Genomic DNA, 17,591 nt, shown 5'->3' with positions numbered 1-17,591 from the left:
ATCTCGCCGAGCCGGGGCACGAGGTCACACAGTAGTCGTGCGCAGCCCGTCGATCCAATTGGCGAGCAGACGGATGCCGGCTTCGCCCGACTTCTCCGGGTGGAACTGGGTGGCCGACAGGGGGCCGTTCTCGACGGCCGCCAGGAACGGCGCCCCGTACGTGCACCAGGTCAGAACGGGTTGGGGGAACGGCGGGGCGACCTCGAGCGACCAGTCCTGCGCCGCGTACGAGTGCACGAAGTAGAACCGCTCCTTCTCGAGGCCGTCGAACAGGCGTGACCCGTCACCGGGTGCCACGGTGTTCCAGCCCATGTGCGGGAGCACCGGCGCCTCGAGCTCCGCGACGGTTCCGGGCCACTCCCCCAGGCCGGGGGTGTCGGCGCCGCGCTCGATACCGCGCGCGAACATGACCTGCATGCCCACGCAGATACCCAGGACGGGGCGACCGCCCGCCAGACGGCGATCGATGATCTCGCCGCCCCGGCTGTCGTTCAACGCACCCATGACCGCACCGAACGCGCCGACGCCGGGGACCAGCAGCCCGTCGGCGTCGAGCAGCAGAGAACGGTCGGAAGTCAGCCTCGCGTCGGCTCCCGCCTCGATGAGCGCCTTGACCGCGGAGTGGACGTTGCCCGAACCGTAATCGAAGACGGCGACGACGGGTCTCCGCGTCACAATGCGCCCTTGGTGCTCGGGATGCCGTCGACGAGGGGGTCGAGAGCCTTTGCCTGACGGAAGGCACGCGCGAGCGCCTTGTACTCGGCTTCGGCGATGTGATGCGGGTCGCGCCCACCCAGAACACGGACGTGGACGGTCAGTCCGGCGTGGATGGAGAGCGCCTCGAACGAGTGACGCACGAGCGACCCGGTGAAGTGACCGCCGATGAGGTGGTGCTCGAAGCCCGTGGGCTCGCCGGTGTGCACGAGGTAGGGACGACCGCTGATGTCGACCACAGCCTGCGCGAGGGCCTCGTCGAGCGGCACGAGAGCGTCGCCGTAGCGCGCAATACCGGACTTGTCGCCGAGCGCCTGGCGGATGGCCTGTCCGAGCACGATCGAGGTGTCTTCGACCGTGTGGTGGGCGTCGATGTGGGTGTCACCCGTGGAGCGGACGCGCAGGTCGGTCAAGGAGTGCTTCGCGAACGCGGTGAGCATGTGGTCGAAGAACGGCACGGTCGTCGAGATGTCGCTGACGCCTCGACCGTCGAGGTCGAGCTCCAGCTCGACGCGGGACTCGCTCGTCTCCCGGGTGATCGAAGCGGTACGGGGCGAGGCGGGGCCGGTCATGATCGCGATCCTACCGAGGCGAGCGCGTCGAGGAATGCGGTGGTCTCGTCGGCCGTTCCCGCGGTCACGCGGAGGTGGTGGGCGATGCCGACGTCTCGAATCAGGACACCCCGGTCGTAAAGCGCCTTCCAGGTGGCTGCCGGGTCGTCGACACCGCCGAACAGGACGAAGTTGGTCCACGACTCGTGGGCCGTATAGCCCAGCGCCGACACCGTCGCAGAGATGCGGTCGCGTTGCGCCACGATGTCGTCGACCATCGACAGCATCGTCTCGGCGTGGCCGAGAGCCGCGGTCGCCGCCGCCTGCGTGAGAGCACTCAGGTGGTACGGAAGACGGACCAGGCGGAGAGCGTCGACCAGCGCGGGGTCGGCCGCGAGGTAGCCCACCCGGGCGCCGGCGAAGGCGAAGGCCTTGCTCATAGTGCGCGAGACGACCAGCCGCGGGCGGTCGGGGAGCAGAGAAACCGCCGACGGCTCGTCCCGCGGGGCGAACTCTTCGTACGCCTCGTCGACGATCACGATGCCGTCGGTGGCGTCGTACACCGCCTCCACCACGTCGAGGCGCAGAGGCGTTCCCGTCGGGTTGTTCGGCGCACAGAGGAAGACGACGTCGGGCCGCTGCTCGCGCACCTGCGCCGCAGCTGACGCGGGCGAGAGGGTGAAGTCGTGCTCCCGTTCCCCGGTGACCCAGCGCGCACCCGTGGCGCGCGTGAGGATCGGGTACATGGAATAGGTGGGAGCGAAGCCCATCGCCGTACGGCCGGGGCCACCGAAGGCCTGCAAGATGTGCTGGAGCACTTCGTTCGAGCCGTTGGCCGCCCAGATCTGTTCGGGGTTCAGGCCGTGCCCGAGGTATCCCGCAAAGGCCTCGCGCAGTCCGGTGAACTCGCGGTCGGGGTACCGGTTGACGTCCCGAAGCGCCCGAGCGACGGCGTCCAGGATGTCGTCAGCCACCTCGGACGGAACAGGATGCGTGTTCTCGTTCACGTTGAGCGCCACGGGCAGTGCAGCCTGCGGGGCTCCGTACGGGGTCATACCCCGCAGATCGTCGCGAAGAGGAAGGTCGTCGAGGCGTACGGTCACCTCACCCATCGTAGGCGTCGAGCGGAGTCGAGGCGCACGAGCCGCGACCCGTCGTTCAGGCCGCGGGGGCGTACTCGGCGGGGATCGCGATGCGCTGACCCGCTGACACCGAGCCGCCGGGCAGAGCGTTGAGGCGCGTGATCTCTGCCACCACGTCGCGCGGGTCGGCGGAGGGGGCCACGTCTTCGGCGATCGACCACAGGGTCTCGCCGCTCATGACGGTGATCTCGGTGAACGAACCGGCGGGAGCGCCGGCGTCGCCGGAGGCGAGGGCGGATCCGCCACCGACGATCGCCACGGAGAGCACGGCGACGATCGGGAGGGAAACGAGGAACGCCACGACACGACGGCCACGCGCGGTGATGCGCAGGCGAGTAGACGGGGCGGTGAGGGCGATGCTGCTCATGATGTGCTCCTTGGTGGGGAGAGATTCGCACCCCACCCTCGGCCGGGAGGGCGGTGGTGCGAATCTGTATTCCGAATCTATATTCGAACCTGTTCGAGTGTCAAGACCTCGTGTATCGCAGACGAATCGAACGCGACACGCGTGGGCCTCCGTGTCAATCGGGTCGTCGACCGGATACGGTTTCGACACGGAGACCTCATCACCAACCTCCGACATTCGAATTTCCGCCGTGGTTTGCGCGGCGCGAGGGGAGCACAGATGACCGACGCGACGACCGCCGCCGGCCGCGAACGGCCGCAGACCCGGCGGCGCAAGAATCTCAGCGACAAGCAGCTGGCGATCCTCGAAGTGATCCAGCGATCCATCGCGCGGCACGGGTATCCGCCGAGCATGCGCGAGATCGGCGACGCGGTCGGGCTCAAGTCGCTCTCAAGCGTCACCCACCAGCTCAACCAGCTGGAGCTCAGCGGCTACCTTCGCCGAGACCCCGGCAAGACGCGCGCGATGGAGGTGCTCATCGACCTCCCCGGCGCCGCCGCGGAGAACCCCGCCGACGCCGCTCCCGCCCTCGGCGACGCCGCCCTGGTGCCCCTCGTCGGTCGTATCGCAGCCGGCGTGCCCATCACGGCCGACCAGCAGGTCGAGGAGATCTTCCCCCTCCCGCGCCAGCTCGTCGGCAAGGGGGAACTGTTCATGCTCAAGGTCTCGGGCGAGTCGATGATCGACGCGGCCATCTGCGACGGCGACTGGGTCGTCATCCGGTCGCAGGCCACGGCCGAGAACGGCGAGATCGTCGCCGCCATGCTCGACGGCGAGGCGACGGTCAAGACCTTCCGTCGGCGCGACGGCCACACGTGGCTGCTCCCCCGCAACAGCGCGTTCGAGCCGATCCTCGGCGACGAGGCCGTCGTCCTCGGTCGTGTCGTCGCGGTGCTGCGTACCGTCTGAGCCCGACGACTCGAGGCCGGATGCGCACCGAGAGGTGGCATCCGGCCTCTTCCGTTCCACGCGGGTGGATGTCCTAGGCCCTGCCTAGGCTGGGGTCATGGCTGACACCCTTCCCTACGGTTCCTGGCCCTCCCCGATCACGCCCGAGTCCGTCGCGCAGGCATCACCGCGCGTCGACGGGGCTCGGCTCGTGGGCGACGAGATCTGGTGGGGCGAGTCCCTCCCCCACGAAGCCGGTCGTGTCGCGGTGAAGCGTCGACGGGCCGACGGCTCCGTAGAGACGGTTCTCCCCGCACCCGCCAACGCCCGCTCCGCCGTCCACGAGTACGGCGGCGGCGCGTGGACCGCGTCCGACGATGGCGAGCTGTACTACGTCGAGAAGACCGACCAACGCGTGTGGGCGCTTCGCCCGGGCGGGACCGCGCGACCCCTCACTCCCGCCGACGACGCCGTACGCCACGGCGGCCTCCGCTGGGAGCACGGGGTGCTCCTCGCCATCCGCGAGACACACGGCGCGTCCCGCGTGCCGCGCCGCGAGATCGTGCGCATCCCGCTCGACGGGGCGACGGAGGTGCTCGCCGAGGGCAGCGACTTCCTCGCGCAGCCCGCCCTCTCCCCCGACGGCCGTCGTCTGGCCTGGATCGCGTGGAACCACCCCGACATGCCGTGGGACGCCACGACCCTCCGTGTCGCCGACCTCGAAACGGGGGTCATCCTCGACGTGGCCGGCGGGGAACGACGCGCACCGCTGCAGCCCGTCTGGATCGCGGACGACGAGCTGCTCTACGCCGACGACCCCGAGGGTCGCTGGAACCTCTTCCGCCGTCCTCTCGACGGCGAGGCCCAGCCCCTCGCCCCGGCCGATGCCGACACCGGCGGAGGCCTGTGGGTGCTCGGCACCCGCTGGTTCGGCGCAGCCGCCGACGGACGCGTCGTCGCGGTCCGCACGAACGGGGCAGACGAGATCGTCGAGATCGCCCCCAGCGGCGTGCGCCCGATCGACGTGCCCGTCGTCGCGGGGGCCGCGATCGACGACGTCCGAGGCTCGCGCGTCCTCGTCTCGGGGTCCGACGCTCGCGGACGCTCGGGGCTCTGGCTCGTCGACCTCGACTCCGGCGCGGTGGAACTCGTGACCGGCGGTTCCGGCTCGTGGGGAGACGAATGGATGCCGGCAGCCCGCGCCCTGTCCACCGACGGACCCCATGGCCCGGTGCACGCCTTCGCCTACGCCCCCACCAACCCCGGCGTCGCGCCGGTCGCGGGCGAACGCCCGCCCTACGTCGTCCTCGTCCACGGCGGACCCACCTCGCACGTGGGCCCCGCCCCCTCGGCGAAGACGGCGTTCTTCACCAGTCGCGGTATCGGCGTCCTGGACGTCAACTACGGCGGCTCGACCGGGTACGGCCGCGCGTACCGAGACCGGCTGAGGGGCCAGTGGGGCGTGGTCGACGTCGACGACGTGGCGGCCGCCGCATCCGCCCTCGCCGAGGCGGGGCTCGCCGACCCTGATCGCCTCGCCATCGCGGGTGGCTCGGCGGGCGGCTGGACGGTGCTGGCTGCCGTGACCCGCACCGACGTGTTCTCGGCCGGCATCTCGCGCTACGGCGTCGGAGACGCCCGGGCCCTGGCGGAGGACACGCACGACTTCGAGGCCCGCTACCTCGATGGCCTCATCGGGCCCCTGCCCGAGGCCGAGGCGGTGTACCTCGAGCGCTCACCCCTGGGGCGCCCGGAGCTCTTCCGTGTACCCCTGCTCATCCTGCAGGGCTCGGAAGACCGGGTGGTCCCGCCGTCGCAGGCCGAGGCCATCCGCGATGCTCTGACCGCACACGGCGTGCCGCACGCCTACGTCCTCTACCAGGGCGAGGGACACGGGTTCCGACGGTCCGAGACGGTGATCGACTCGCTCGAGCGCGAACTCGGCTTCCTCGGCGCGGTGTTCGGCTTCGAGACACCGGGCACTCCGGCGCTCGAGCTCGACTGAGTCCGCGCGGGACGCAACGGACGCAGACGTCGCTGCACGCGGAGCGGCCCCGCGTCCGAGAGGACCCACCGCTCCCCCCGGGGAGAGGCGACGGGCCCCCGCGCCTACGCGCAGGGGCCCGTGACGCCGCCTCGGGTCAGGCTCCGAATGCCGCAAGCTCCGCCGCGAGACGAGCGCCCACGTGCGCGTGCAGGAACGTTCCGCTCTCGCGGTGCTCCTGCGCCACGATGAGTCCGCTCTCGTGGACGGCTGAGACGAGGTCGCCACGGTCGTAGGGAACGACCGCCTGCACCTCGACCGCCGGCAGCGGAAGGGCGTCCTCGATCGCGGCGCGGAGCTCGTCGATGCCCTCACCCGTCCGCGAGGAGACGAACTTCGCGTTCGGCGCGAGCCCCCGCAGCACGAGGCGGTCGTCTTCGCCGACGAGGTCGGCCTTGTTGAAGACGACGATCTCCTGACCGAAGTTCGCATCGACGTCGCCCATCACGTCGCGCACCGTCATGAGCTGTGCGGCCGGGTCGGGGTGCGAGGCATCGACGACGTGCAAGATGACGTCGGCGTCGCCGACCTCCTCGAGCGTGGACCGGAACGCCTCGACGAGCTGGTGCGGGAGGTTCCGCACGAAACCGACCGTGTCGGTCAGCGTGTACACGCGGCCGTCGCTCGTCTCGGAGCGGCGGACCGTGGCATCCAGCGTCGCGAACAGGGCGTTCTCGACCAGGACACCGGCGCTCGTGAGGCGGTTCAGCAGGCTCGACTTACCGGCGTTCGTGTACCCGGCGATGGCCACCGACGGGATGGTGTGCCGCTTTCGCTCGGCGCGCTTGGCCTCGCGAGCGGGAGCGAAGTCGCGCAGCTGCTTGCGCAGCAGCGCCATCTTCGTGCGGATGCGGCGGCGGTCGAGCTCGATCTTCGTCTCACCGGGTCCGCGTGAGCCCATACCGGCACCGCCGGCGCCGACCTGTCCACCGGCCTGACGCGACATCGAGTCTCCCCACCCGCGCAGACGCGGGAGCAGGTACTCGAGCTGCGCGAGCTCGACCTGAGCCTTACCCTCGCGGCTCTTGGCGTGCTGACTGAAGATGTCGAGGATCACCGTCGTGCGGTCGATCACTTTGACCTTGACGACGTCTTCGAGGGCGCGCCGCTGGCTCGGGGCGAGCTCCGTGTCGGCGATCACGGTGTCGGCACCGACGGCGGCGACGATGTCGCGCAGCTCCGCCGCCTTGCCGCGTCCGACATAGGTCGCCGGGTCCGGATGCGGCCTGCGCTGCAGCACGCCGTCGAGCACCACGGCACCGGCCGTCTCTGCCAGAGCCGACAGCTCGCGCAGGGAGTTCTCGGCATCCGCCTGCTCGCCCTGAGGGTGCACGCCGACGAGCACGACGTTCTCGAGGCGCAGCTGCCGGTACTCGACCTCGGTGACATCTTCGAGCTCTGTGGACAGACCTGCGACGCGGCGCAGCGCCGCACGTTCCTCGCGGTCCCACTGATCGCCGTCGGAGTCGCCGCCGTAGGCCGTGGTGACGTCCTGGAGCGCTTGAGCGGCGCCGAAGACCCGGACCCCGCGGTGCGCTTCGGCGCGCGAGAGCACGCGGTCCACCGGATCCACCGGAGACGCGTCGGTGCTCGGGGGTGTGGTCTGTTCGGTCATGGGTTCCTTCCGTTCGCGGTGTTCCCGCGTGTTCTGGCACTTTATCCGTCCCCGCGGTGCGGTGGACGGTCGGATATCCTGGCGTGATGGGGAGCGAGCACTACTTCAGCGCGTCGCCGTCGAGTCCCGAGCAGCTCCGCCACCTCCGCGTGACGCTGGCCGGTCGAGAGCTCGAGGTGGTCACGGCCGGCGGCGTCTTCAGTCCCGACCATGTGGATGCCGGCACATCGGTGCTGCTCGCGAACACCCCGCCCCCTCCCGCCGGCGGGCACTTCCTCGACCTGGGGTGCGGGTGGGGTCCGATCTCGCTGTCTCTGGCGCTCGCCTCACCGCACGCGACCGTCTGGGCGGTCGACGTCAACGAGCGTGCTCTCGATCTCGTGAGACGCAACGCCGATTCGCTCGGCCTCGACAACATCAACGCCGTTCGGCCCGAGGATGTTCCCGACGACGTCTCGTTCCGCACCATCCGATCCAACCCGCCGATCCGCGTCGGCAAGTCCGAGCTGCACGGCATGCTGCGGCACTGGATCCCGCGCCTCTCGGAGCGCAGCGACGGCTGGTTCGTCGTGCAGCGCAACCTGGGCTCCGATTCGCTGCAGCGCTGGATGGCGGCGACCTTCCCCGACGGCTATGGCGTACAGCGCGCCGCCACCGGCCGGGGCTTCCGTGTGCTGCGCGTCCGCAAGCACGGCTCGCCGCCGAGCGAGCTCATCGACGTCGTCTCCTGACGGCGCGGCGATCCGTCTCACCGAGACCGGATGCCAAGATCGCGCCTCTCACGCGAGACCACCCGACCGCACGAGGCTCGGTCGTATCCCCTCGCGCCGATCGCGCATGCCCAGGACAGGGCGGCGCGCCTCAGGCCAGCGCAACCTCGCCCGTGAAGACCAGCGACGCGGGACCCGACAGGTAGACGCGACCCTCGGCCACGCGCACACCCAGCGTGCCGCCCGGGGTATCGACCACCCAGGAGTCGGGTGCGGCCGCCCCGGCCCAGTGGCGCACGGCCAGAGCCGCCGCGGCCACGCCCGTACCGCAGCTCAGCGTCTCGCCCACACCGCGCTCGAACACGCGCAAGCGGATCGCCCCGACCCCGTCGCGCACGAGCGGGTCGGCGGGGACGACGAACTCGACGTTCGCGCCGTGACGGGGCGCCGGGTCGAGCACCGGCTGATAGGCGAGATCGAGACCCTCGAGTTCGGCGTCCGACGAAAGGGCGACCACGACGTGCGGATTGCCCACGTCGATACCCACCCCCGGTCGCGCGACCGGCAGACCCTTGGCGCGCACGAGGGTCTCATCGCCCTCGATCGCGTAGACGCCCAGGTCGACCTCGTAGCCGCGGTCGCTGCGTGTCAAGGTCTTCACTCCCGCGCGTGTGCCGATGCGCAGGCCCCCGTCGAGCGAGGCGAGACCGGTGTCGCTCAGGTAGCGCGCGAACACGCGGGTTCCGTTGCCGCACATCTCCGCCTTCGATCCGTCGGCGTTGCGGTAGTCCATGAACCACTCGACACCCGCGGCAGCGGCATCCGCCCCCTCGTCGATCGCGGCGCACCGCACCACGCGCAACAGGCCGTCGGCCCCGATACCGAAGTGACGATCGCAGAGCACGGCGATCTGCGCGTCCGAGAGGTCGAGTTCGCCATCGGGGTCGGCCACCACCACGAAGTCGTTGCCGGTGCCGTGGCCCTTGGTGAACGCGAGAGTCGCCATGCGCCCAGTCTAGGGAGGGGGCGCCGTCCGTTCGTCGCTCAGGCCGAGGGCGACGGCCCGCCCGGCCCGTCGACGACGAGCCGCTTGCCGGTCGCCCACGTGTCGAAGGGCTCGTAGCCGAGCGCGTCGTAGAAGCCGCGTGCGCCGGCGTTGTCAGGACGCACCATGAGCTGCACCTTGGGGCAGCCCATCGACTCGAGCAGCCGCTCCGCCTCGGCGACGAGGATGCGGCCGATCCCCCGCCCGCGGTGTGAGGCCGCGGCCGCGAGGTAGTACAGCCAGCCACGGTGGCCGTCGTAGCCGGCCATCACACTGCCGACGACCCGGCCGTCGTCGACGGCCACGAGGAAGAGCTCGGGCTGGACAGCGAGCTTGCGGCGGATATCGGCGCGCGGATCGTTCCAGGGCCGCGTGAGACCCGCCTCTTCCCAGAGCGCCACGACCACGTCCTCGTCCGTCGGCGCGAACGCACGGATGTCGATCGTCACGGTTCCTCCCCCGGTCGGGATGCCAGGTGGCCGGCATCCACCGCCCGCGCATCGACCCACCGGGCCGTGTCGTACCGCCGGAACCACGACACCTGCCGACGCGCGTAACGCCGCGTGAGCGCCTGGGTCTCGGCGACGGCCTCGTCGCGGGTCAGCTCGCCCCGCAACTGCGCGAGGGCCTGCGCATAGCCGATAGCCCGCCCCGCGGTCGCGCCGCGCTCGAGGCCCTGCGCGCGCAGCTGCGCGACCTCGTCGACGAGCCCGTCCGCCCACATGCGCTCGACGCGCGCGTCGAGCAGCGGAACGAGCTCCTCGCGGTCGAGGGCTGTGGCCACGATCCGGGTGTCCGGATGCCAGAACTCCGGCGCCTCGGGAAGGGCACCGCCGTGCGTCTCGCTGCCCTGCGCCAGCACCTCGAGGGCGCGGACGACCCGGCGGCCGTTGCGCGGATCGATGCGCTCGGCGGCCGCGGGGTCGGCCTCACGGAGACGAGCGAACAGCACACCCGCACCGTGTCGCTCGAGCTCGTCCTCGAGTTCGGCGCGCAGCTTCTCGTCGCGCGGCGGGAAGCGGAAGTCCCACAGCACGCTCGAGACGTACAGTCCCGAGCCGCCGACGAGGATCGCGTCAGCTCCCCGCCGGTGGATCTCGCGGATCGCGGTGCGCGCGGCATCCTGATACCAAGCCACCGCGGCCTCGTCGGTGACCGCAAGGGCGTCGAAAAGATGATGCGGGATGCCACGACGCTCGGACTCGGGGAGTTTGGCGGTGCCGATGTCCATGCCGCGATACAGCTGCATCGCGTCGGCGTTGACGATCTCGACCGGCCGACCGCCGGCTGCCAGAGCCTCGGCGAGATCGAGCGAGAGCCCGGTCTTGCCCGTGCCCGTCGCACCGACGACGGCCCACAGGACCGGCGCGGTCACACGCCGACGCGGAGGGTGGGAAGGCCCAGCGACACCGCGCGCGGGGTACCGCTCTCGCCCGCCGGCGCCGGGATGCCGCAGGACTCGGCCTGCGACCGATCCCACGCGTCGCCCGCGCGCGTCCGGCGAATGCGCAGCGGTGCTCCGTCGGGCGCATCGGCGAGCAGATGGAAGGGCGCCGCGTGCGTCACCGTGACGGACACCACGTCGCCAGGGCGCGGGAGCGGCGAGCCCTCCGGCAGCTCGAAGTGCACCAGGCGGTTGTCTTCGGCTCGGCCGGTGAGACGGTGGGTCGAGGCGTCCTTCTTGCCCTCGCCGGCAGAGACGAGCACCTCGAGCGTGCGGCCGAGCTGCTTCTGGTTCTCTTCGGCGGCGATGCGGTCCTGCAGCGCGAGCAGACGCTCATAACGCTCCTGCACGACCGCCTTCGGCACCTGATCGGCCATGGTGGCCGCGGGAGTGCCCTCGCGGATGGAGTACTGGAACGTGAAGGCGCTCGAGAAGCGCGCGGCCTCGACGACTCGAAGCGTCTCTTGGAAGTCCTCCTCGGTCTCACCGGGGAAGCCGACGATGATGTCGGTCGTGATGGCCGCGTTCGGGATGCGCTCACGTACACGGTCCAGAATGCCGAGGAACTTCTCGCTGCGGTACGACCGGCGCATCGCCTTGAGGATGCGGTCCGAGCCCGACTGCAACGGCATGTGCAGCTGCGGCATGACCGCGGGGGTCTCTGCCATCGCCGCGATCACGTCGTCGGTGAAGGCAGCCGGGTGAGGACTCGTGAAGCGGATGCGCTCGAGGCCCTCGATCTCGCCCGCCGCCCGCAGGAGCTTGCCGAACGCCAGACGGTCGCCGAACTCCACGCCGTAGGAGTTGACGTTCTGCCCCAGCAGGGTGACCTCGATGGCGCCATCGTCCACGAGCAGGCGGATCTCGTTCAGGATGTCGCCGGGGCGGCGGTCCTTCTCTTTGCCGCGCAGGCTCGGCACGATGCAGAACGTGCAGGTGTTGTTGCAGCCCACCGAGATCGACACCCACCCGCTGTGAACGGAATCGCGCTTCGTCGGCAGCGTCGACGGGAAGATCTCGAGCGACTCCAGGATCTCGAGCTCGGCTTCGCCGTTGTGACGGGCGCGTTCGAGCATGCCGGGGAGCGAGCCCATGTTGTGCGTACCGAACACCACGTCGACCCAGGGGGCCTTCTGCTGAACCGCGTCCTTGTCCATCTGGGCGAGGCAGCCGCCGACGGCGATCTGCATCCCGGCGTGCGCGTCCTTGCGTGATTTGAGGTGGCCCAGCGTTCCGTAGAGCTTGCCGGCGGCGTTGTCGCGCACCGCGCAGGTGTTGATCACCACGACGTCGGCTTCCGTGCCGGCATCCGCTCGGACATACCCGGCGCTCTCGAGCGAGCCCGAGAGCCGCTCCGAATCGTGCACGTTCATCTGGCAGCCGAACGTACGGACTTCGTAGGTGCGCGGACCGTCGACGCCGTGAGCGGCGATGGACGGCGCGATCAGCGTCGGGGTCGAGACAGGGGTGGTCATGATGCGAGCAAGTCTAAACGCCGCCCCTGCGACGGACGTCTGATCGTCCGCACTCGTCCTCCCGCGGCGGACGCACCGATCGGCGCTTATCGGGTCAAAGGATGCGCAATCGGAATGATGCCGCGCGCTCCTCCTCGGTACGTTGGGGACACGTCAACGTCCGCGAGGTCTGCGGGCGGTCTCCGGGGGGAGAAATCATGGGGGAAGACCGTTCGACGAGGTGGTCGAGGGGGCTGGTCGGAACGGACCGGGATGCCGCGGCGCTGGCGCAGCGAGCGCGGAGCGGAACGTCGCTGATCCTGGCGGGACCGCGTGGGAGCGGACGCAGCTACCTTCTGCGCGCCGTCGCCGCTGAGCTGGAACGGGACGACGCCCTGGCTGTCGATCTGCGCACCTCCCCTGCGCTCACCCGCGTCGACTTCGGAGCGATCGACGCTTCCGGACACGCTGGGCTCCGCAGCCTCGCGGACCGCAGCGCCACCACTGTCGTCGAGGGAGTGGTGGTCGTCGACGACGTCGACTTGCTCGATGCGGCGTCGGCGCGAGCTCTCGCTCGGGGCATCGCCGCCAACCGCGTGATCGCAGTGATCGGGCTGCGGACGGCGCGTGCTGGATCGACCGGTCTCCCCGACGACGTGGGCGTCGTCCGCCGAACCGTTCTCGACCTCTGGCTCGATGGATTCGCGCACCGGATCGACCTCGCCGACCTCGGCAACGACGACGCCCTCGACATGATCGACCTCTTCCCGGGAGCCGACGTTCTCGACAGCTCCACCCGTGCCGGGATCGTCTGGCGGGCCGATCGGTCCCGGACCCTTCTTCGACACCTCATCGTCGAGGCGATCGATGCCGCCCGAGCCGGACGTGACCCGCTGAGAGAGCTGCAGACAGTGGATCCACGCAGTCGGCTCGCCATCGCCGTGTCCGAACACGTCGCCGACTTCTTACCGGAGGATCTCGCGTGCCTCGCCGCGGTGCGGCGACTGCCTCACCTCGAGCTCGCGGTCGCCGCGCGACTGCTCGATGCCGAGAGGATTCAGGCTCTCGTCGCGAGGGGTCTCCTGCACGCCGACGCTTCCGCCGATCGCCGCCTCACTGCGAACGATCTCATCGCCCAGCAGGCGCAGAGGCAGCTCGGTGCGGCTCGGGTCGACGAGGTGGTGGAGTCGGCGGGACATCGCATGCTGAGGGAATCGGCTGAGTGGTGGAGTCCGGCTGTCGCCATCTCGGTCGCGGAGCGCTGGCACCGGCATGGGAGCTCCTCGTCAGGCGAGGCAGACTGCTCCCCCGCACTGCGCGCCCGTGTCGCGCTCGACGCTGCTCGAGAGGCCAACGACCGAGGTGACACCGCACGCGCGGCGGCGTACGCCGCTCGGGGCCTTCGAGCGATGGAGGATCCCGAACTCCGACGGGAGGCGCATCTCGCCGCCGATCGGCCGGACCCGATGCCGGGGGCCGCCGAGATGGCGAGTACCGACACACGGCGACGTGTCGCGCGGTCCCGCGCGACACGTCCTCCCCGCGGCACGACCGGCCACCGCGTCGCGGCGTCGACGCTCGCCGATGAGCGCATCGACGTTCTGCTGCAAGACGCCGTTCACGCAGCCGCCGACATGGACTGGGCCCGGGCGGTGACCGCGACCGAGAACGCGCTCGCGGAGACCTCCGCGTCCCCGGCGGCTCGACTACGCGCCCTCGTCGCCGCGGGATCCGCACTGACGTTCCGGGGAGATTGGCGTCGAGCCCAGAAGCATTTCCGATCGATCGAGCGTGTCCTCGACGCCCGTCGATGCCCAGAGGGCATAGGGGTGCGCGACCGCCTGATGGCTCTGCTCACCATGCTCGCCTGCCATCAGATCGCCGGCGCCGACGGCACGGCAATGCGCAAGCGACTCGAGGACGAGACGAGCATCGCCGTCCGAGAGGGGGAATCGGCGGACCTCTCGGTCGCTGGCGCCGCCTGCGCGATCGCATTCGCGTGCGTCGGCCGTCCCGAGGCATCGCAACGGGAACTCGCCTCTGCGCTTTCACGGGAGTCGACGATGGTGCCCCCCTTGCACGCGGCCATGATCGAGCTCGGCGTGGCTGACGAGCTCGCCATGGCGGGCCGCACGAGGCAGGCTCGGGCGATCCTGAACAGCCTGCGAACGCAACCCGTGCCGCTGCTGGTGCGCAGCCGACTGTATGTGGAGACGACCATTCTCACGGCGGAGGGACGGATCAACGGAGCGCGGCGAACCGCCCGGGCCGCGGCCGACCTCTCGTGCGGGCGCTCCACCGCCGCGCTTCGCATTCGAGACCTGTTCCGGCTGGTGACCCTCGGAGAGGCCGAGGAGGGCGAGATCGACGAGCTCGTGCAGCTCGCCGCCACCACCGACCTCCCCCTCGCCTCCGCGGCCGTGCGCCGAGCGACGGCGCGCACCAGCGTGGAAGCGCGATCTCCGGTCGACGAGCTTCGACTCCACGATCTGTGGTCCGCCCCCGACACACCCGCGGCGCGCACCGCCGTCGTCGCTGCGCGCAGCACTTCACGAGACACACCGGCCGAGGCGATCGACGACCTCACGGCGCGCGAGCGCGAGATCGCGCTCCTGGCCGACGAGGGTCTGAGCAATCGCGATATCGCTCAGCGCCTGTTCCTGTCGATCCGGACGGTCGAGTCGCACGTCTACCAAGCGCGGATGAAGGTGGGAGCACCCTCGCGGCGGGAGCTCGGCCGTTTCGTGGCAGCGGCGTCCGGCGCCGGTAGCTGACAGGCGGCGTCGACCACGGAAGGCTCGACGTCAGCGGTCGGGCGTGAACCTCACACCCGAAGCGGGACGCGAGAACGACCGGGTCCGCCCGATCCCCGCCTCATCGAGGGCTGATCGCGCGGCCGTGAGAGCGACCGACGACGGGTACCCGCGTCGCGACAGCTGACCGGCGAGGCGTCGGAGAGCCGCGTCGTAGTCCTTGCCCTCGACTCCTCGCACCTTCGACCGCGCGAAATCGAGTGCGCGTTCGGCGTCGTCGTCGGGGAGGGAAGCCAGGACCGCCTCGGCGACTTCCCTGGGAATGCCACGCTTGCGTAGGGTCTCGGCGACGGCGCGTCGCCCCTCGCCTTTGCGCTCGACCGCCGACATCGCCAGTTGCTCCGCGAATGCGACGTCGTCGAGGTAGCCGAGGTCGACGAAGTGGTCGACGAGTTCGTCCGCGGTCGAGTCATCGGCACCCTCGACGCCGCGCACGACGGTCCGGGCCTCCGACAGCGACAAGGATCGCGAGCGAAGCTTGCGCAGGAGAACCGCTTCCGCCCGCTCACGGATCTCTACCCGCTCCGGGAAAGACTCGTCGTCACCGGTGTCGTCACCGACGACGGAGAATCGGGGACGCCCCGCGATAGGGGCGACCGCCCCTTTCACACCGGGCATTCCGGTCGAGTCGTCCGCGATGGCCTCGTCTCGGCGCGAGGGGTGGTCGCCGCCCGGCCGGACACCCGCCCCGAAGAGAGGGATGACCGGAGCAAGATCGGTATCGTCCACGGCCCGAAGCTCACGGCGCGTCGGAGACTCGTCGAGTCCGCCCCAGTCCTTCTTGCTTCCCCGTTCACGGCTGTCACCGAGACTCCGGTCGTCGCCCACTTCCTCGGACGGGCGACGACCGGAACCCCGCGTGTCGTCGGTCATCAGGCCGGGCGCCGTGCGGCCAGCTCGTCGTCTGCCGGCGCAGCAACGGCGGGAGCGCCTCCGATGCCCATCTTGGTCTTGATCTTCGTCTCGATCTCTTCCGCGATGTCGGGGTTCTTGATGAGGAAGTTGCGCGCGTTCTCTTTCCCCTGACCGAGCTGCTCACCCTCGTAGGTGTACCAGGCGCCCGACTTCTTGACGATGGCGTGCTCGACGCCGAAGTCGATGAGGCTTCCCTCACGCGAGATACCGACGCCGTAGAGAATGTCGAATTCCGCCTGCTTGAAAGGCGGGGCCATCTTGTTCTTCACGACCTTGACGCGCGTACGGTTGCCCACCGCCTCGGTGCCGTCCTTCAGCGTCTCGATGCGACGGATGTCCAGTCGCACCGACGCGTAGAACTTGAGCGCCTTTCCACCGGCCGTGGTTTCCGGCGAACCGAAGAAGACACCGATCTTCTCGCGCAGCTGATTGATGAAGATCGCGGTGGTCTTCGTGGTGTTCAGTCCACCGGTGAGCTTACGTAGGGCCTGCGACATGAGGCGGGCCTGGAGACCGACGTGCGAGTCACCCATCTCACCCTTGATCTCGGCCTCGGGAACGAGTGCGGCGACCGAGTCGATGACGACGAGGTCGATCGCGCCGGAACGGATCAGCATGTCGGCGATCTCGAGCGCCTGCTCACCCGTATCGGGCTGGGAGACGAGGAGGGCGTCGATGTCGACACCGAGCTTCTTCGCGTACTCGGGGTCGAGTGCGTGCTCGGCATCGATGAAGGCGGCGATTCCGCCGGCACGCTGCGCATTCGCGATCGCGTGAAGCGTCAGCGTGGTCTTTCCCGAGGACTCCGGGCCGTAGATCTCGATGATGCGGCCGCGAGGGAGCCCACCGATACCGAGAGCGACGTCGAGAGCGACGGAGCCGGTGGGGATGGTCTCGATGGGCGCTCGATCGTCGCTGCCCAGTCGCATGACCGAGCCCTTTCCGAACTGACGGTCGATCTGAGCCAGCGCGGACTCGAGGGCCTTTTCGCGCTCTGCAGGTGAGGGCATGACGTCTTCTTTCTTCTCGCGTTCCGGTCGCCTATAGGCTGTCGCGCCTCCCACCGACGGTGGGTTCACCCGACAAGGCGTTCAGAGTGTCGTTCGACATCTCTCACGTTAGAGAGGGCCTCCGACATTGGCTTCGGAGAACCCCCCGGCCGTGGACAGACGAGGAACAAACCCTGGTGTGAAGGAGCCTACGCCGGTTTCGAACGTAGATTCGAGGACACGCCGAAAGAACGGTGTCGACAGCCGAAAGCCTCGGCGGCACACCGTCGGACGCACGAAGACGCTTCAGGAGCGCCGCGGCTCCAGCCGACCCACTCCGTAACGACGGGTGGCGGGAACGTCCGTCTCTTCGCACAGTGCAAGCCAGACGTCTCGCGGGTCGACGCCCGCCGCGAGAGCGTCGACGCTGGTGCGCCCGCCCACCGACGACAACACGAGATCGGTCAACAGCGAACCCCCGCGCGCGCCGAACTCGTCACGGACGGCGCGATCGAACTCGCTACGACGCACGAGCGTCGCTCAGCGGAGCGAGAGCTCGGGCTCGACGGAGGCGACGAGCTCGTCGGGCACCACGTCGGGGAAGGTCTGCAAGCCCTCGAGCACCGAGAGCCGGTCGCCGACTTCGCGCATGATGGTCGAGATGGGAACGTCGAGGGCTTCCGCGACCGAGGCGAGGATCTCGCTCGACGCTTCCTTCTGACCGCGCTCCACCTCGCTGAGGTAACCGAGGGCGACGCTCGCGCGGCTGGCGACCTGGCGGAGGGTACGACCCTTCTGCTGGCGGAGGTCACGCAGGACTTCGCCGATCTCTTGACGAACCAGGATCATGTTGGGGCCCTC

At 69.9% G+C, this 17,591-nt stretch carries 17 protein-coding genes; 4 read left to right on the top strand and 13 right to left on the bottom strand.

Features of this window, described 5'->3' with window-relative positions:
• Positions 1–24: 24 nt before the first annotated feature.
• Genes hisH through OVA17_RS11245 form a run of 4 tightly spaced genes read right to left on the bottom strand, consistent with a single transcriptional unit; the run spans position 25 to position 2,774 of the window.
• Entirely contained in the window at positions 25–675 is a 651-nt protein-coding gene (gene hisH / locus OVA17_RS11260; RefSeq protein ID WP_210071862.1) for an imidazole glycerol phosphate synthase subunit HisH, read from the bottom strand.
• A complete protein-coding gene (hisB, locus tag OVA17_RS11255; protein WP_210071863.1) occupies positions 672–1,286 on the bottom strand; it encodes an imidazoleglycerol-phosphate dehydratase HisB in 615 nt (204 codons plus the stop codon). Before hisB ends, hisH begins: the two co-directional genes overlap by 4 nt.
• Complete coding sequence (locus OVA17_RS11250; RefSeq protein ID WP_267786642.1) at positions 1,283–2,377, bottom strand: histidinol-phosphate transaminase; 1,095 nt, start codon at positions 2,375–2,377, stop codon at positions 1,283–1,285. The genes hisB and OVA17_RS11250 overlap by 4 nt, the downstream gene beginning before the upstream one ends.
• A gap of 46 nt (positions 2,378–2,423) precedes the next feature.
• Positions 2,424–2,774 carry a LysM peptidoglycan-binding domain-containing protein gene (locus tag OVA17_RS11245; RefSeq protein ID WP_267786641.1) on the bottom strand — a complete coding sequence of 117 codons (351 nt, stop codon included), beginning with the start codon at positions 2,772–2,774 and terminating at the stop codon, positions 2,424–2,426.
• Between the two features lie 258 nt (positions 2,775–3,032).
• Here OVA17_RS11245 and lexA point away from each other — a divergent pair, with 258 nt between their 5' ends.
• Both lexA and OVA17_RS11235 read left to right on the top strand, forming a co-directional pair.
• Complete coding sequence (lexA, locus tag OVA17_RS11240; RefSeq protein ID WP_210071866.1) at positions 3,033–3,722, top strand: transcriptional repressor LexA; 690 nt, start codon at positions 3,033–3,035, stop codon at positions 3,720–3,722.
• Between the two features lie 97 nt (positions 3,723–3,819).
• A complete protein-coding gene (locus OVA17_RS11235) occupies positions 3,820–5,706 on the top strand; it encodes a S9 family peptidase (RefSeq protein WP_267786640.1) in 1,887 nt (628 codons plus the stop codon).
• Between the two features lie 136 nt (positions 5,707–5,842).
• Here OVA17_RS11235 and hflX read toward each other — a convergent pair whose 3' ends face one another.
• Positions 5,843–7,360 carry a GTPase HflX gene (gene hflX, locus OVA17_RS11230; protein ID WP_210071868.1) on the bottom strand — a complete coding sequence of 506 codons (1,518 nt, stop codon included), beginning with the start codon at positions 7,358–7,360 and terminating at the stop codon, positions 5,843–5,845.
• 86 nt (positions 7,361–7,446) lie between these two features.
• On the opposite strand from hflX, the gene OVA17_RS11225 reads away from it, so the two are divergent.
• Positions 7,447–8,091 carry a class I SAM-dependent methyltransferase gene (locus OVA17_RS11225; RefSeq protein WP_267786639.1) on the top strand — a complete coding sequence of 215 codons (645 nt, stop codon included), beginning with the start codon at positions 7,447–7,449 and terminating at the stop codon, positions 8,089–8,091.
• A gap of 130 nt (positions 8,092–8,221) precedes the next feature.
• Here the strand turns inward: OVA17_RS11225 and dapF are convergent, their stop codons facing one another.
• From dapF to miaB, 4 genes are read right to left on the bottom strand one after another with little or no spacing between them, the layout of a single operon-like run.
• Positions 8,222–9,076 carry a diaminopimelate epimerase gene (dapF, locus tag OVA17_RS11220; RefSeq protein ID WP_267786638.1) on the bottom strand — a complete coding sequence of 285 codons (855 nt, stop codon included), beginning with the start codon at positions 9,074–9,076 and terminating at the stop codon, positions 8,222–8,224.
• 38 nt (positions 9,077–9,114) lie between these two features.
• Positions 9,115–9,564: a GNAT family acetyltransferase gene (locus OVA17_RS11215; protein WP_267786637.1), complete on the bottom strand. Its 450-nt coding sequence runs from the start codon at positions 9,562–9,564 to the stop codon at positions 9,115–9,117.
• Positions 9,561–10,490 (bottom strand): tRNA (adenosine(37)-N6)-dimethylallyltransferase MiaA, encoded by a 930-nt coding sequence (gene miaA / locus OVA17_RS11210; protein WP_267786636.1) that lies wholly within the window; start codon positions 10,488–10,490, stop codon positions 9,561–9,563. The genes OVA17_RS11215 and miaA overlap by 4 nt, the downstream gene beginning before the upstream one ends.
• On the bottom strand, positions 10,487–12,034 hold the full coding sequence (miaB, locus tag OVA17_RS11205) for a tRNA (N6-isopentenyl adenosine(37)-C2)-methylthiotransferase MiaB (RefSeq protein WP_267786635.1): 1,548 nt from the start codon (positions 12,032–12,034) through the stop codon (positions 10,487–10,489). Before miaB ends, miaA begins: the two co-directional genes overlap by 4 nt.
• Before the next feature lie 197 nt (positions 12,035–12,231).
• On the opposite strand from miaB, the gene OVA17_RS11200 reads away from it, so the two are divergent.
• The gene (locus OVA17_RS11200; RefSeq protein ID WP_267786634.1) at positions 12,232–14,787 is read left to right on the top strand and encodes a helix-turn-helix transcriptional regulator; all 2,556 of its coding nucleotides are present in this window, start codon (positions 12,232–12,234) and stop codon (positions 14,785–14,787) included.
• Positions 14,788–14,817: 30 nt separating this feature from the next.
• Here OVA17_RS11200 and OVA17_RS11195 read toward each other — a convergent pair whose 3' ends face one another.
• From OVA17_RS11195 to OVA17_RS11180, 4 genes are all read right to left on the bottom strand, one after another.
• Positions 14,818–15,555, bottom strand: a complete 738-nt coding sequence (locus OVA17_RS11195) for a regulatory protein RecX (RefSeq protein WP_267786633.1) — start codon at positions 15,553–15,555, stop codon at positions 14,818–14,820.
• Between the two features lie 143 nt (positions 15,556–15,698).
• The gene (gene recA / locus OVA17_RS11190; protein WP_210071875.1) at positions 15,699–16,751 is read right to left on the bottom strand and encodes a recombinase RecA; all 1,053 of its coding nucleotides are present in this window, start codon (positions 16,749–16,751) and stop codon (positions 15,699–15,701) included.
• Between the two features lie 285 nt (positions 16,752–17,036).
• Positions 17,037–17,261 (bottom strand): DUF3046 domain-containing protein, encoded by a 225-nt coding sequence (locus tag OVA17_RS11185; RefSeq protein ID WP_210071876.1) that lies wholly within the window; start codon positions 17,259–17,261, stop codon positions 17,037–17,039.
• A 9-nt stretch (positions 17,262–17,270) separates the two neighbouring features.
• A complete protein-coding gene (locus OVA17_RS11180; protein WP_055835145.1) occupies positions 17,271–17,579 on the bottom strand; it encodes a helix-turn-helix domain-containing protein in 309 nt (102 codons plus the stop codon).
• Positions 17,580–17,591 lie beyond the last annotated feature (12 nt).

Origin of the sequence: Microbacterium sp. SL75, assembly GCF_026625865.1 — a bacterium.
In the GTDB taxonomy this organism is placed as follows: Bacteria; Actinomycetota; Actinomycetes; order Actinomycetales; family Microbacteriaceae; genus Microbacterium.
Note: the sequence above shows the minus strand (reverse complement) of the source record. Positions and strands in the feature narration are given on the sequence as shown.

Bases quoted from the DNA above. Each gene is read 5' to 3' on its own strand.
- hisB (WP_210071863.1), bottom strand. From the start codon at position 1,286: ATGACCGGCCCCGCCTCGCCCCGTACCGCTTCGATCACCCGGGAGACG.
- OVA17_RS11250 (WP_267786642.1), bottom strand. From the start codon at position 2,377: ATGGGTGAGGTGACCGTACGCCTCGACGACCTTCCTCTTCGCGACGAT.
- OVA17_RS11245 (WP_267786641.1), bottom strand. From the start codon at position 2,774: ATGAGCAGCATCGCCCTCACCGCCCCGTCTACTCGCCTGCGCATCACC.
- lexA (WP_210071866.1), top strand. From the start codon at position 3,033: ATGACCGACGCGACGACCGCCGCCGGCCGCGAACGGCCGCAGACCCGG.
- OVA17_RS11235 (WP_267786640.1), top strand. From the start codon at position 3,820: ATGGCTGACACCCTTCCCTACGGTTCCTGGCCCTCCCCGATCACGCCC.
- hflX (WP_210071868.1), bottom strand. From the start codon at position 7,360: ATGACCGAACAGACCACACCCCCGAGCACCGACGCGTCTCCGGTGGAT.
- OVA17_RS11225 (WP_267786639.1), top strand. From the start codon at position 7,447: ATGGGGAGCGAGCACTACTTCAGCGCGTCGCCGTCGAGTCCCGAGCAG.
- dapF (WP_267786638.1), bottom strand. From the start codon at position 9,076: ATGGCGACTCTCGCGTTCACCAAGGGCCACGGCACCGGCAACGACTTC.
- miaB (WP_267786635.1), bottom strand. From the start codon at position 12,034: ATGACCACCCCTGTCTCGACCCCGACGCTGATCGCGCCGTCCATCGCC.
- OVA17_RS11200 (WP_267786634.1), top strand. From the start codon at position 12,232: ATGGGGGAAGACCGTTCGACGAGGTGGTCGAGGGGGCTGGTCGGAACG.
- recA (WP_210071875.1), bottom strand. From the start codon at position 16,751: ATGCCCTCACCTGCAGAGCGCGAAAAGGCCCTCGAGTCCGCGCTGGCT.
- OVA17_RS11180 (WP_055835145.1), bottom strand. From the start codon at position 17,579: ATGATCCTGGTTCGTCAAGAGATCGGCGAAGTCCTGCGTGACCTCCGC.